Annotated in this window: 13 protein-coding genes; 9 read left to right on the forward strand and 4 right to left on the reverse strand. The window is 69.1% G+C overall.

Annotated features, from left to right (window positions below):
• Positions 1-180: 180 nt before the first annotated feature.
• Positions 181-1,056: an alpha/beta fold hydrolase gene (locus ACIQLD_RS13130; protein ID WP_402608422.1), complete on the forward strand. Its 876-nt coding sequence runs from the start codon at positions 181-183 to the stop codon at positions 1,054-1,056.
• Positions 1,053-2,153, forward strand: coding sequence for a M20 family metallopeptidase (locus ACIQLD_RS13135; RefSeq protein ID WP_402608423.1), 1,101 nt, complete (start codon positions 1,053-1,055; stop codon positions 2,151-2,153). Before ACIQLD_RS13130 ends, ACIQLD_RS13135 begins: the two co-directional genes overlap by 4 nt.
• A 149-nt stretch (positions 2,154-2,302) precedes the next feature.
• Here the strand turns inward: ACIQLD_RS13135 and ACIQLD_RS13140 are convergent, their stop codons facing one another.
• A complete protein-coding gene (locus ACIQLD_RS13140) occupies positions 2,303-3,022 on the reverse strand; it encodes a TetR/AcrR family transcriptional regulator (RefSeq protein ID WP_402608424.1) in 720 nt (239 codons plus the stop codon).
• Between the two features lie 166 nt (positions 3,023-3,188).
• Here ACIQLD_RS13140 and ACIQLD_RS13145 point away from each other — a divergent pair, with 166 nt between their 5' ends.
• The 7 genes from ACIQLD_RS13145 to ACIQLD_RS13175 all read left to right on the forward strand — a co-directional run bounded on the left by ACIQLD_RS13145 (position 3,189) and on the right by ACIQLD_RS13175 (position 11,978).
• Positions 3,189-5,048 (forward strand): alpha/beta hydrolase family protein, encoded by a 1,860-nt coding sequence (locus ACIQLD_RS13145; RefSeq protein WP_402608425.1) that lies wholly within the window; start codon positions 3,189-3,191, stop codon positions 5,046-5,048.
• Positions 5,049-5,155: 107 nt separating this feature from the next.
• Positions 5,156-6,856, forward strand: coding sequence for a peptide ABC transporter substrate-binding protein (locus ACIQLD_RS13150; protein ID WP_402608426.1), 1,701 nt, complete (start codon positions 5,156-5,158; stop codon positions 6,854-6,856).
• Positions 6,857-6,899: 43 nt separating this feature from the next.
• A complete protein-coding gene (locus ACIQLD_RS13155) occupies positions 6,900-7,865 on the forward strand; it encodes an ABC transporter permease (protein WP_402608427.1) in 966 nt (321 codons plus the stop codon).
• The gene (locus ACIQLD_RS13160; protein WP_402608428.1) at positions 7,862-8,764 is read left to right on the forward strand and encodes an ABC transporter permease; all 903 of its coding nucleotides are present in this window, start codon (positions 7,862-7,864) and stop codon (positions 8,762-8,764) included. Before ACIQLD_RS13155 ends, ACIQLD_RS13160 begins: the two co-directional genes overlap by 4 nt.
• The gene (locus ACIQLD_RS13165; protein WP_402608429.1) at positions 8,761-9,783 is read left to right on the forward strand and encodes an ABC transporter ATP-binding protein; all 1,023 of its coding nucleotides are present in this window, start codon (positions 8,761-8,763) and stop codon (positions 9,781-9,783) included. The genes ACIQLD_RS13160 and ACIQLD_RS13165 overlap by 4 nt, the downstream gene beginning before the upstream one ends.
• The gene (locus ACIQLD_RS13170; protein ID WP_402608430.1) at positions 9,780-10,808 is read left to right on the forward strand and encodes an ABC transporter ATP-binding protein; all 1,029 of its coding nucleotides are present in this window, start codon (positions 9,780-9,782) and stop codon (positions 10,806-10,808) included. The genes ACIQLD_RS13165 and ACIQLD_RS13170 overlap by 4 nt, the downstream gene beginning before the upstream one ends.
• A gap of 84 nt (positions 10,809-10,892) precedes the next feature.
• Complete coding sequence (locus tag ACIQLD_RS13175) at positions 10,893-11,978, forward strand: tartrate dehydrogenase (protein ID WP_402608431.1); 1,086 nt, start codon at positions 10,893-10,895, stop codon at positions 11,976-11,978.
• A 6-nt stretch (positions 11,979-11,984) separates the two neighbouring features.
• Here ACIQLD_RS13175 and ACIQLD_RS13180 read toward each other — a convergent pair whose 3' ends face one another.
• From ACIQLD_RS13180 to ACIQLD_RS13190, 3 genes are read right to left on the reverse strand one after another with little or no spacing between them, the layout of a single operon-like run.
• On the reverse strand, positions 11,985-12,608 hold the full coding sequence (locus ACIQLD_RS13180; RefSeq protein WP_402608432.1) for a hypothetical protein: 624 nt from the start codon (positions 12,606-12,608) through the stop codon (positions 11,985-11,987).
• Positions 12,609-12,633: 25 nt separating this feature from the next.
• On the reverse strand, positions 12,634-13,071 hold the full coding sequence (locus ACIQLD_RS13185) for a VOC family protein (protein WP_402608433.1): 438 nt from the start codon (positions 13,069-13,071) through the stop codon (positions 12,634-12,636).
• Between the two features lie 39 nt (positions 13,072-13,110).
• The gene (locus tag ACIQLD_RS13190; RefSeq protein WP_402608434.1) at positions 13,111-13,461 is read right to left on the reverse strand and encodes a TraR/DksA family transcriptional regulator; all 351 of its coding nucleotides are present in this window, start codon (positions 13,459-13,461) and stop codon (positions 13,111-13,113) included.
• Between the last annotated feature and the right edge of the window lie 3 nt (positions 13,462-13,464).

Below are 13,464 nucleotides of genomic sequence, written 5' to 3' on the forward strand. Positions count from 1 at the left end.
GTGGGCTCGCACGAACTCCCGGGTTCTCACCTTCCGGTCGCACTTTTGGTCGCTTTCGGATGCGGCAGGCGGCAGAAAGTGCGACCGGGGCGGAGGAAGGCGGGTGCGGGGCTTCCGAAATACTTGGTCATTGATATAGTCAACGCAACTGACTTGCATGCTGGATCGGAGAGTTGGACGATGATGACCACACCCCGCACGTCGCTGACGATCGATTGCGACGGCACCGAGATCGCGGCCGAGGTGCGCGGTTCGGGGTCGGCCGTGCTGCTCCTGCACGGGTATCCGGAGACGAAGGCGATGTGGAACGACGTCGCCGACGACCTGGCGCGTGACCACACCGTCGTGACCGCTGACCTGCGCGGCTACGGCGACTCCGCCAAGCCCCGCGGCGCGAGCTATGCCAAGCGCGCGATGGCCGCCGATCAGATCGCCCTCATGCGCGAGCTCGGCCTCGGCAGGTTCGCCGTGGTCGGGCACGACCGCGGAGGGCGGGTCGGTCACCGCCTGGCGCTGGATCATCCGGATGCCGTCACTGCGCTCGCAGTGCTCGACATCGTGCCGACGCTGCACATGTTCGAAAACGTCGACCGCGAGATGGCGACCGCCTACTTCCACTGGTTCTTCCTGGCCCGCAGCGACGGGCTGCCGGAGGCGCTCATCTCCGCCGACCGCGAGACCTGGTTGCGCAGCCGCTTCACCGGACGTCGATACGACGGCGACGCGCTGCCTGATGCGTACGACGAGTACCTGCGCTGCTTCGACGTCGACACCGTACACGCCTCTGGTGCCGACTATCGTGCCGCCGCGGGCATCGACCTCGAACACGACCGCGCCGACCGCGAGGCCGGACGCACCCTCGACATCCCGGTGCTCGCGCTCTGGGGTGAGCACAGCTACGTGGGCCGCAACTTCGACGTGCTCGCGACCTGGGCGCCGTTCGCTCCGGGGGTGACCGGGGCGTCGATCGCGGCCGATCACTATCTCGCGGAAGAGGCGCCGCAGGCCACAGCCTCCGCCCTCCGCTCGTTTCTCACCACGGAGGTGGCCGCATGACCGCACGTGCACAGGCGATCGAGCGTCTCGACGCACTCGTCTCGATCGAGACCCCCACCGGCGATGCGGCGGGCCTCGCGGCTGCGCAGCGGCTGGTACGGGAGTGGCTCGATCCCGTGGTGGGCGAACCCGGGACGATCGAGACCGTCGACGGCGTGGACCACCTGCTCTGGTCGGGCGGGCCTGCCCCCTCGGTGCTGCTGCTCGGCCATCTCGACACGGTCTTCCCGAAGGGCACCACTGTCGACCGGCCCTTCCGCCTCGAGGGCGATACCGCCACCGGCCCCGGCGTCTTCGACATGAAGGCGGGCATCGTCATCATGGCCGCCGCGCTCGCCCGCGTCGCGAACCCCGGTGAGGTGGCTGTGCTGCTCACGAGCGACGAGGAGGTCGGCTCGCTCACCTCGCGCGCCCTGATCGAGCGGGAGGCTGCGCGTACCGGCACCGTACTGGTGCTGGAGCCGAGCCTCGACGGAGCCCTGAAGATCGCCCGCCGCGGGGGCAGCATCTACCGGGTCGAGCTCACCGGCAGGGCCGCTCACGCCGGACTCGAACCGTGGAAGGGGCGCAGTGCCCTCACCGAGCTCGCGCACCACGTGCTCGCCCTGCCCGACCTCGCCGACGACGAGCGCGGCACCACCGTCAGCCCGACCGTCGCGCGAGCCGGCACCGTGACCAACGTCATCCCCGAGCATGCCGAGGTGCGCGTCGATGTGCGCGCCTGGACGCTCGACGAGCTGGAACGGGTGGATGCCGAGATGCAGCGCCTCGATCCGCACACCGACGGCGTGAGCGTCGAGGTCATCGGCGGCATCAACCGCCCGCCGATGGAGGAGAGCTCGTCCGCGGAGCTGCTCGCCTGTGCGCGGCTCGTCGCGGGGCGCCTGGGGCATGCCGAGGTCGAGGCCGTGTCGGCTGGTGGAGCCTCGGACGGCAACTTCACCGCCGCGGTCGGGGCGCGCACGCTCGACGGACTCGGACCCCGCGGAGCCGGCGCTCATGCCGACCACGAGTGGGTCTCGGTCGACTCGATGGTGGAGCGGATCGATCTGCTCACCGGGATGCTCGACGAGCTGGCGGCCGCTCGCGTGCACTGAGGCGCGTGCCACCTCTCTCGTCGGGAGGAGTTCTCCCTGTGGGGCGGACTCCTTACCCGAGATTCCTCCGCTCGAGAGCGAGTTCTCCGCCCGACAGGTGCGTGCTCAGGCCCCGACAGGTGCGTGCTCAGGCCCCGACAGGCGCGGTCTCAGGTGCCGGGGGCGTGGCGGGCGATGCTCTCGAGAAGCAGGTCGAGCGCGGTCTCCCAGGCTCGTGGGTCCCGCACATCGGGAAGCACCTCGCCGGCCCAGGCGATCTCGGGGAACTCCTCGGCGTCGATCTTGCGCAGGTCCATCTGCCAGGTGAGCTCGTCGGCATCCTGCACGTCGGCGGGAAGAGCGGTGAGAGCGGCCTGGATGCTGGAGGCCGAGCGGATCAGCTGGCCGAGTGCGCGTGCGTAGAGCGTCGCCTGCTCCCGGTCGAACCCGCCGCGGCGCAGTGCGCCGATCGAGTACTCCATCGAGGAGAGGTCGGTCGGGCGGCGCAGCGCCATCTGCAGCGCGAACTCGGGGTAGCGCATGTAGTGGTCGTGGATCAGGTGCGCCTGCGTGCGCAGGTCGGCGAGCCAGTCGTCGGTGCGCACCATCGCGCCGCTGTACGAGCGGGCGCGGAGGGTGTCGATGAGGGCGAGGAGCAGCTCGTCCTTGTCGCGGAAGTGGCGGTAGATCGACGTGGGGTGCGCGCCGAGCTCTTCGCCGATCGCCTGGAACGTGAGGCGGTCGAGGCCTTCGCGCTCCACCACCCGGTCGGCAGCTGCGACGATGATCTCCCGACTGAGTGAGTCTCGTGCGCGCCGGGGGCGTGCGGTGGTGGTGCTCTTCGCGCGTGCAGGCGTCTTCGCCGATTCCGCGGTCTTCCGAGTCGCCATCGAGTTCCTCCGTTCGCTCGTCACCGGTATCGGTCACGCAGAGATCACGGTACCTCACCCTCGTCACGGTGTCTGTCAGCGTCATCGACAATGTGATGGCCCTGTCCAAACGACGTTAGCCAGTGTTATAGTCAACGCCATTGGCGACGACGAGGAGAGAGCAAGGATGCTGCACACCCCGGAAGAATCCACGACCGAGACGCTCGATGAGCGCTTTGCGGTTCCGTACCTCCTGACCGTGCGCCCGTCCGTCGGCCCGGTCGACCGCGCCCTCGTGGTCGAGAACCACCCCGAGGGCGCGCGCGGTCGCCTCTGGCATGCGCCGGAAGCACCGGGTGCACTTCTGCCGTTCGCCGTGAGCATGGGCGCGATCGTCACGAACGACGGACGATGGATCGTCGATCTCGACGACGGCGGCGGCTCCGAGGTCGGCACCCTCGTCGCGACATCCGCCGACGGCTCCGAGCGCGTCGAGCTCACCCCGGGACGCGACCCCTACGTGCTCCGCGGGCTCGCGATGTCGTTCGACGGCTCCGCCCTGGTGGCCACGGTGGTCGACGAGGAGGGCTTCCACGTGCTGGTGATCCCCGCATCCCCCTGGGGCGAGCCGCGGGTCGTCTACTCGAATCCCGTCGAGGCGTGGTTCGGACTTCCGGCCGCCGACGCCTCGCTCGTGTCGATCGACACGACGGACCACAACCCCGGCATCCGTCGTCCTCTGATCACGGTGGTCGACGGTGTGACCGGCGACACCGTCGCCACGCTCGACGATCTGCCCGACGGCCCGATCCGCGCCGTGCGGTTCTCCTCGGTCACCGGCGACGACCGGCTGCTGCTCAACACCGAGCGCGGCGGCTTCTCGCGGCCGGCGGTCTGGAACCCGCGCACCGGGGAACGACACGACTTCGACCTGCCCGACCTCGCCGGAGAGGTGATCGCCCTCGACTGGAACGCCGCGGGCGGCCGCATCCTCGCCCTGCATGTCGACGGCGGTATCCACCGTCTGATCGAACTCGACGAGGCTGACGGTTCTGTGCCTACGGTGCTCGAAGGGGGGAGCTTCGCCGAGCCGGACATCGCCAACCTGCATCCGTTCTACTGGACGTCCTACTACGCGCCCGACGGTGCCGTCCGCGCCCTGCGCTCGAGCTGGGACGTGCCGATCCACGTGACCGAGGTCGCGTCCGACGGCGTCGAGACCGTGCTGATCGCGCCCGCGGCCGTGCCGCCGGGGCAGCCGCTCACGTCGACCCTCGTGACGAGCGCCGACGGTACCCGCGTGCAGCTGTGGTCGGGGCGTCCCGCGGGACGCGAGTCGCTCGGCACCGTGCTCGAGATCCATGGCGGACCGATGCTCGTGGCCGTCGATGCCTACAACCCCTCCGCCCAGGCCTGGATCGATGCCGGCTTCGCCTACGCCTCGCTGAACTACCGCGGCTCCGTGACCTTCGGTCGTGCTTTCCGCGAGGGCTTCTGGAACGCGGGTGGCGACCGGGAGATCGAGGATGTCTCCGCCGCGATCGCCTGGCTGCGCGAGCAGGGTCTCGCCGACCCCGCCTCGACCTTCGTCACGGGTGCCTCATACGGCGGACACATGACGCTGCTGAGCGTCGGGAGGCTCCCCGAGCTGTTCGCCGGAGGGCTCGCCCACGTCGCGGTCGCCGACTGGTCGGTGACCATCGACGCCATGAACCCCGCGGTCCGCACGGTCTGGAGCTCGTGGGTGCCGCCGGAGCTCGTGGAGCGCTTCTCGGCCATCTCGTACCTCGACGACGTCACGGCATCCGTCTGGGTCAACCAGGGCTCGATCGACACCCGCACTCCAGTCGTGGGCGTGCAGGGCTACGTCGACCGGCTGCGCGCCCGCGGTGGCGACGCCGTGCTGGAGATCTTCGAGGGCGGCCACGAGCCGACAGGGCTCAACGGGGCTGCTCACGATCAGCGCCGCATGCACGAACTGGCCCTCCGCACGCTCGCCGGAGAGCGCTGGGACAGCACTGATCTCACTCCTAGTCACGAACATTGACTAAAGTGCTTGCTATCTCCTCCGGTCGGCTCTAGAGTCAGACCACTACCCGCACGACAGCACGTTCGCACTGCCCCCTCAGTCGCTCGATCACTGGAGATCCGTCCATGTCGAAATCACCCCTTCGCACCGTCGTACCCTCATCCCGTCGCGTACTCGTCGCCGCGCTCGCCGTCACCGCGCTCGTCGGCTCGCTCACCGCCTGCACCACATCGAACTCGACTCCCGAACCCAGCGATGTCGCCGTCGTCGACGGTGGGGAACTCGTGATCGGCGCCGAGCAGGAGCCGGACTGCGCCGACTGGATCGCCACCTGCGCGGGCTCCATCTGGGGCAGCTACATCATGCAGACCCCGACCCTGCCCGGTGTCTTCCAGACGCGTCAGGTCGACGAGGAGTGGGTGCCTGTGCCCTCCGACCTCGTCACCGAGGAACCGGTGGCCGAGGTCGCCGACGACGGCACCCAGACCATCACGTACTCGATCAACCCCGACGCCGTGTGGTCCGACGGCGAGCCCATCACCTCGGCGGACTTCGAGTACACCGCACTGCAGATCCGTGACGGCGACGACATCTTCGACAAGACCGGCTACGACCGCATCGCATCGATCGATGCGAGCGACCCGCAGAAGGTCGTGGTGAACCTGAGCTCGGCGTACGCCGGGTGGCGCACGCTGTTCAGCGTCTACGGCCTGATGCCGGCGCACCTGCTCGACGGCAAGGACCGCAGCGCGCTGATGTCGGACGGCTACGACTTCAGCGGCGGCCCGTGGAAGATCGAGAAGTGGACCCGCGGCACCTCGGTCACGCTGGTCCCGAACGAGAACTACTGGGGTGAGAAGCCGCACCTCGACAAGGTCACCTTCCTGTTCCTGCCCGACACGACGGCGGCGTTCCAGGCGCTCAAGAGCGGACAGGTCAGCGCGCTGTACCCGTCGCCGCAGCTCGACGCCCTCACCCAGATCGAGGCGGGGCTCCCCGGAATCAAGTCTCAGGTCGACGCCCGCAGCGGCAACCTCGAGGCGATCTGGCTGAACAACGCCGTCGCCCCCTTCGATTCGGTCCCGGTGCGTCAGGCGCTCGCCTATTCGATCGACCGCGACGCCATCGTGAAGCGCCTGTTCGGCAGCCTCGGCATCGACAAGGCCCAGCAGAGCTTCAACACCCCGATGGTCGCGCCGTTCGCCGCCGACGACTTCTCCGAGTACACGCTCGACCTCGACAAGGTCGATGAGCTCATGAAGAGCGACGGATGGGCGAAGAACTCCGACGGCGTCTGGGCGAAGGGCGGCGAGACGGCCACGTTCTCGATCAAGACCCTGGCCGGCAACAAGCGCCGTGACCTCACGGTGCAGGTGCTGCAGTCGCAGTTGAAGGATGCCGGATTCGAGATGACCATCGACCAGGTGACTCCGGCCGACCTGTTCGGCACGATCGCCCCGCAGGGCGACTTCCAGGCCGGACTCTGGGCGCTCGTGGACACCTTCCCGGACCCCACGCTCAGCTCGACGTTCTCCTCGGTCAACATCCCGGGCGAGGCCAACGGCTTCTCCGGCATCAACTTCTACCGCACGAACATCCCCGGTCTCGACGACCTGCTCGGCCAGGTCGACAGCGAACTCGACACCGATGCTCGCATCTCCGCGTCGCACGACGCCGACGCGCTGATCGCCGAGAACGTGCCGTCTCTCCCGCTGGACACCGTGCCCAACGTGCTGCTGTGGAGCGACAAGGTCGGCGGTCCGCTGCAGATCAACCCGGTCGAGGGTCCGTTCTGGAACCTCGCCGAGTGGGGCCTGGCCGGCTGAGGCCGCTCGGGTTCGGCAGTCAGGACAGGAACGAGGCGACGACGTGATCACCTTCATCACACGACGGGTGCTGTATTCGGTGCCGGTCATCCTCGTCGCCTCGTTCATCCTGTTCTGGGCGGTCAGGGCGACATTCGATCCGCTCGCGAAGCTGCGCCTGGCGCAGGATCCGACGGCGCTCGCCCGCGAGGTGGAACGGCTCGGACTCGATCGGTCGATCCCCGAGCAGTACTTCCTCTGGCTGCGGGCGATGGTCACCGGGGACTGGGGCGTGAGCACCCGCACCGGCACCCCTGTGCTGCCGTTGATCGGGGAGGCGCTGTGGCCCACGCTGCAGCTCGCGTTCTGGGGGCTGCTGGTCGCGATCCTCATTGCCGGGGGCATCAGCGTCTACTCCGCCGTGCGGCAGTACTCCCTCGGCGACAACCTGCTCACCGGGGCCTCGTACATCGGCATCGCGATGCCCGCCTTCTGGTTCGGGCTGATCCTCATCCAGACCTTCGCGGTCTGGCCGAAGGAGGCGTTCGGGCTCAGCGAGCCGCCGCTGTTCTTCATCGGGTTGAACTCTCCCGGACAGACCGGGGTGCTCGACTACATCCGCCACCTCGTGCTTCCGGTGGCCGCCCTCATGATCGCGCTCGTCGCGTCGTGGAGCCGGTTCGGGCGGGCTGCCATGCTCGATGCCCTGTCGAGCGACTATGTGCGCACCGCACGGGCGAAGGGCGTTCCCCGGCGCCAGGTCATCTGGAAGCACGCGGTGCGCAACTCGATGGCTCCGTTCGTCACGGTCGTCGCGCTCGACGCCGCGATCCTGATCGGCGGGCTCGTCGTCACCGAGCAGATCTTCGCGATCCCCGGCATGGGGCGGCTCTTCCTGCAGTCGCTCGTCGCGGGTGACGTGTTCGTCCTGCTGCCGTGGATGCTCGTGGTCGCCGTCGCGGTCGTCCTCTGCAACCTGATCGCCGACATCGCCTACGCGGTGCTCGACCCGAGAGTGAGGCTGTCATGAGCGGTGCAGGCATCGCCGGGAGTGAGGAGCTGCTGTCGGAGCAGGATCCGCAGAAGGCGCCCACCCGTCAACTGCTGAAGGGCTTCCTCCGGCACCGGCTCGGCGTCGTGAGCCTGATCGTGCTGGTGATCCTGCTGATCGCGTGCTTCGGTGCCGGGCTGATCGCGCCGTATGCGCAGGGGCAGCAGGATCTGCTGCTCGGGCCGACGGCTCCCTCGCCCGAGCACTGGCTCGGCACCGACGAGCTGGGCCGCGACTACCTCAGCGAGATCCTGTTCGCCGGGCAGGTGTCGCTCGCGATCGGACTCGCGGTCGCGCTGCTCGCCACGGTCGTCGGCACCGCGCTCGGCGCGATCGCGGGTTATGTGGGCGGGTGGATCGGCGAGCTCATCATGCGCATCACCGACCTGTTCCTGATCGTGCCGGCGATCGCGCTCCTCGCGGTGATCCTGCAGGGCCTCGGACCCTCTCCGACCACCATCGTGCTGGCGCTCACGGCACTCGGATGGACCTACATCGCCCGCGTGGTGCGGGCACAGGTGCTGTCGCTGCGGGAGAAGGACTTCATCGACGCGGCCAGGGGCATCGGCGCCTCCGGCCCTCGCATCGTGATCTCGCACCTGCTGCCGAACCTCGCAGGCGTCATCGCCGTCGCGATGAGCCTGGCCGTGGCATCCTCGATCATCGCCGAGTCGACGCTCAGCTTCCTCGGGTTCGGGGTGCAGCCGCCGCAGACCAGCTGGGGGTCGATGCTCAGTCAGGCGGCCGGCTACGTCGGCACGCCCCAGGTGTACCTGCTGTACTTCCCCGGCCTCTTCATCCTCGTGACGGTGCTCTGCGTGAACTTCATCGGAGACGGACTGCGCGATGCGCTCGACCCGCAGGGAAAGAACCTGTGAGCGCCGCCGACGTGAACACCCGTGCCGTGCTCCTCGAGGTCGAGGACGTGTCGATCAGCTTCCCGACCGACGCGGGACTCGCGAAGGCCGTCGAGGGCGTCTCCTTCGTGCTGCACGAGGGCGAGACCGTCGGGATCGTGGGCGAATCGGGTTCGGGCAAGTCCATGACCGCGATGGCGATCATGGGACTGCTGCCCAAGAAGGCCGTCGTCACCGGGTCGATCAGGTTCCGCGGCAAAGAACTGGTCGGACTCGCGGACGACGAGCTGCGAGAGATCCGCGGCAAGGACATCGCGATCGTGTTCCAGGATGCGCTGACCGCGCTCAACCCCGTCATGCGCGTGGGAGAGCAACTGGTCGAAGCCGTGCGGGTACACACGCCGGAGTCGACCGCGGCCGAGCGTCGCGCCAGGGCGATCGAGCTGCTCGACCTGGTCGGCATCCCGTCGCCCGAACTGCGCGTCGACCGCTATCCGCACGAGTTCTCCGGCGGCATGCGGCAGCGCGTCATGATCGCGATGAGCATCGCCAACGAGCCCGACCTGCTGATCGCCGACGAACCCACGACCGCGCTCGACGTGACGGTGCAGGCGCAGGTGCTCGAGGTGCTGCGCGAGGTGCAGCGCCGCACCGGCACCACGGTGCTGTTGATCACGCACGATCTCGGGGTCGTGGCCGGCACCGCCGATCGCGTGCTCGTGATGTACGCGGGCGGCCTGGTGGAGACGGCCGATGTCGATCCGCTGTTCTACGAGACCGCCCACCCCTACACCGCGGGTCTGCTGGCCTCGCTGCCGCGCATCGACCGCCGGGCGTCGCGCGACGAACGGCTGTACCAGATCGCCGGACAACCCCCGGTGGCGACGGCCTGGCCGGTCGGATGCCGCTTCGCGCCGCGATGTGCGCACGCGGTGGTCGGACGCTGCGACGTGGCCGTGCCGGAGCCGATCGCGGTCGGTGACGGCCATACGGCGGCGTGCGTGCGCGTCGACGAGTGGCAGAAGGAGGCGGCATCATGAGCAGTTCCGTCACGAGCGGCTCGGTGCGCAGCACCGGCCTCACCGTGCAGAATCTCGTCAAGGAGTACCGCATCGGCGGCGGGCTGTTCGGCCGCACGCGCGATGTGGTGCAGGCGGTGTCGGATGTGAGTCTGTCCATCGAGGGTGGACAGACGTTCGGGCTCGTGGGCGAGAGCGGCTGCGGCAAGTCGTCGCTCGGGCGCAGCGTCGCGCGGCTGCAGCCCAGCGACGGCGGTTCCATCCGGCTCGGCGACGACGACATCACGGGGGTCGAGGGCTCGCGACTGCGGGCACTGCGCCGGCGAGTGCAGTTCGTGTTCCAGGACCCGTACGCCTCGCTGAACCCGCGCAAGTCGGTGCGGGCCACGCTCACCGAGCCCCTCGTGATCCACGGTCTGCACCGTGGAGACCATGACCGCCGCGTCGAAGAGCTGCTCGCGCAGGTCGGGCTCAACCCCGCGCACGCCGACCGCTTCCCGCATGAGTTCTCGGGCGGACAGCGGCAGCGACTCGGGATCGCCAGGGCCCTCGCCGTCGAACCCGAGGTGATCGTGCTCGACGAGCCGGTCAGTGCGCTCGACGTCAGCGTGCAGGCCGGCGTGCTCAACCTGCTCGACGACCTGCAGCGCGACCTCGGACTCACCTACCTCTTCATCGCGCACGACCTCTCGGTGGTGCGGCACCTCAGCGACCGGGTCGGGGTCATGTACCTCGGGAAGCTGGTGGAGGAGGGGCCGGTCGACGAGCTGTACGAGCGGCCGCTGCATCCGTACACCCAGGCGCTGCTCTCCGCCATCCCGGTGCCCGACCCGCGGGCAGAGCGCGCGCGGGAGCGCATCGTGCTGACCGGCGACGTGCCGAGCCCGGTGTCGCCTCCGAGCGGGTGCCGCTTCCGCACCCGCTGCTGGAAGGCCACCGAGATCTGCGCCGAGGTCGTGCCCGAGCTCGCCGAACCCGCAATCGCCGCCCCCGGTGACTCGCACCGAGTCGCCTGCCACCACCCCGCCGAGCGTGACGTCCTCTGAGCTTTCGAATCGCGCAGATGGTCCCATTTCGCTGCGGTTTGCGACCAGTTGCGCGATTCGAAAGCCCCACCGGAAGGAAACCCCATGACGACCACCCACCGCATCGCCGTGATCGCCGGAGACGGCATCGGCACCGAGGTCATGCCCGAAGGGCTGCGCGTGCTGCGGGCCGCGGCTGCCCGCTTCGACATCGCGCTCGAGTTCGAGGAGTTCGACTTCGCGAGTGCCGCCTACTGGCAGCAGCACGGACAGATGCTGCCGGACGACTGGTTCGAGACCCTGCGCGGCTTCGACGCGATCTTCTTCGGTGCGGTCGGCTGGCCCGACGTGGTGCCCGACCATGTCAGCCTGTGGGGAAGCCTCATCCAGTTCCGCCGGGCGTTCGACCAGTACGTGAACCTGCGGCCGGTGCGGCTCATGCCCGGAGTCGTCTCGCCGCTGGCGGGCCGTGCGCCGGGCGACATCGACTTCTACGTCGTGCGCGAGAACACCGAGGGGGAGTACTCCTCGATCGGCGGGCGGATGTTCGAGGGCACCGATCGCGAGTTCGTGCTGCAGGAGACCGTGATGACCCGCACCGGTGTCGACCGGGTGCTGCGTTACGCCTACGACCTGGCCCAGAGGCGCGAGGCGAAGCACCTCACCTCTGCCACCAAGAGCAACGGCATCTCGATCTCGATGCCCTACTGGGACGAGCGGGTCGCCGCGGTCGGTGCCGACTACCCCGACGTGCGGCGCGACCAGTTCCACATCGACATCCTCACGGCGAACTTCGTGCTGCACCCCGACTGGTTCGACGTGGTGGTGGCGAGCAACCTGTTCGGCGACATCCTCTCCGACCTGGGGCCGGCCTGCACCGGCACGATCGGCATCGCGCCCAGCGCCAACATCAACCCCGAGGGGCTCTTCCCCAGCCTGTTCGAGCCCGTGCACGGTTCGGCGCCCGATATCGCGGGCAAGGGCATCGCGAACCCGATCGGTCAGATCTGGTGCGGGGCCATGATGCTCGAGCACCTCGGCTTCGAGGAGGCCGGTGCCGCCGTGCTCGCCGCGATCGAAGACGTGTTGGCGAGGGGAGCGGATACGGCGCCGTTCACGCCCGACCTCGGTGGCACAGCCACGACGGCCGAGCTGGGTGCGGCGATCGCCGAGGCCGTTGCGACCGTCTGACCGGCGTCAGCGCAGCTGCGGTACCGCGGTCCGCGGATCGCGGAGGATCGCTTCCAGGTTCTCGCGCAGTCCGGTCGCGCGCTCGGGGACGCTCGGGAGGGCGACCTCGGCACAGCGGTGAGCGAGGTCGACGTCGCCGACCAGCGCCGCGACCCGGGCCCAGGTGAGCAGATGTGCGGGGTGCGGTGGATCGGCGACCGCCGCGCACGCGGCCTCGTGGAAGTCCTCCGGCCAGCGGGTCAGGGGACCGAAGAACGCGCTCGACTGCCGGTCCCACTCGGAGACCAGGAACGCGACCGACTCGGACGCTTCCTCGGGAGTCGAGCCGTAGACGAAGTCGGGGTCGTGGTCGTTGCGGAAGCCCGGGATGATCGATGACCGCCAGGCGCAGTCGGCCCCGCGGATCTTCGCCGGATCGATCGCATGGTGCGACACGTCGCCGAGCAGCGTGAGGTGCACGCCCAGGTCGACGCGGAACACCCCGCGCCGCGGTTGGTGCACGACCTCCACGACGTGCACGACGGGGGAGTCGACGCGGCGCAGGATGTCTCCGGTGCGTGCGAACCCCTGCGCCTTCAACACCGGGTAGAAGTCGGTCCGCAGGAGGGCGGTCGTCGTCTGCTTGTCCACACAGGAATCGTAGTCGGCGCCGGCCTCAGCTCTTCGTGAGGTCTTGCGCGAACATCACCAGGATCCCGCTGGGGCCGCGCAGGTACGTGAGCTTGTAGACGTCCTGGTAGTTCGCGACGCCGCGGAGCGAGTGGTAGCCGTGGCGAGCGGCGACGGCGAGGGACTCGTCGATGTCGTCGACCGAGAAGGCGATGCGGTGCATGCCGATCTCGTTCGGCAGGGTCGGCTCGGTCTCGATCGCGTCGGGGTGGATGTACTCGAACAGCTCGATCTGACCGTGTCCGTCGGGGGTCTGCAGCACCGCGATCTTGGCGTGGTTGCCGTCGAGCCCGACGGCGGTCGATGCCCACTCCCCGCTCACCTCGTCGCGGCCGAGTACCGTGAGGCCCAGGTCGGTGAAGAAGGAGATGGTGGCTTCCAGGTCGCGGACGGCGATGCCGACGTTCTCGAGTGTGATGGGCATGGGTGGGATGCTACTCGCGATCGTCGCCCGCGTCAGGGCTTATCGGCCGAGTCTCTCGGCGCAGGCGACGCAGTACTCCGCGAACGGTCGAGCCTCCAGGCGCCCGCCGGGGATCGGCTTACCGCAGTTGGCGCAGATTCCGTAGGTGCCGGCATCCACGCGGGCCAGTGCCTCGTCGACCTGGTGCAGCTCAGACGCTGCGGCTTCGGCGAGACCGGTCAGGCGGGACCACTCCGACGACAGGGTGACGCCCTCGGGGTCGTGCTCGTCGTCGTCGTTCGAGCCCGCGCGGTCGTGGGTGAGTTCATCGAGGGTCACCGCCGTCGCCTGCACCCGTGCCTCGGCGTGGGCGCGCAGCGCGAGCAGGCGTTCCCGGGCGTCGGCGGTCATGCG

This window comes from Microbacterium sp. NPDC091662, assembly GCF_044756705.1.
GTDB lineage: Bacteria > Actinomycetota > Actinomycetes > Actinomycetales > Microbacteriaceae > Microbacterium.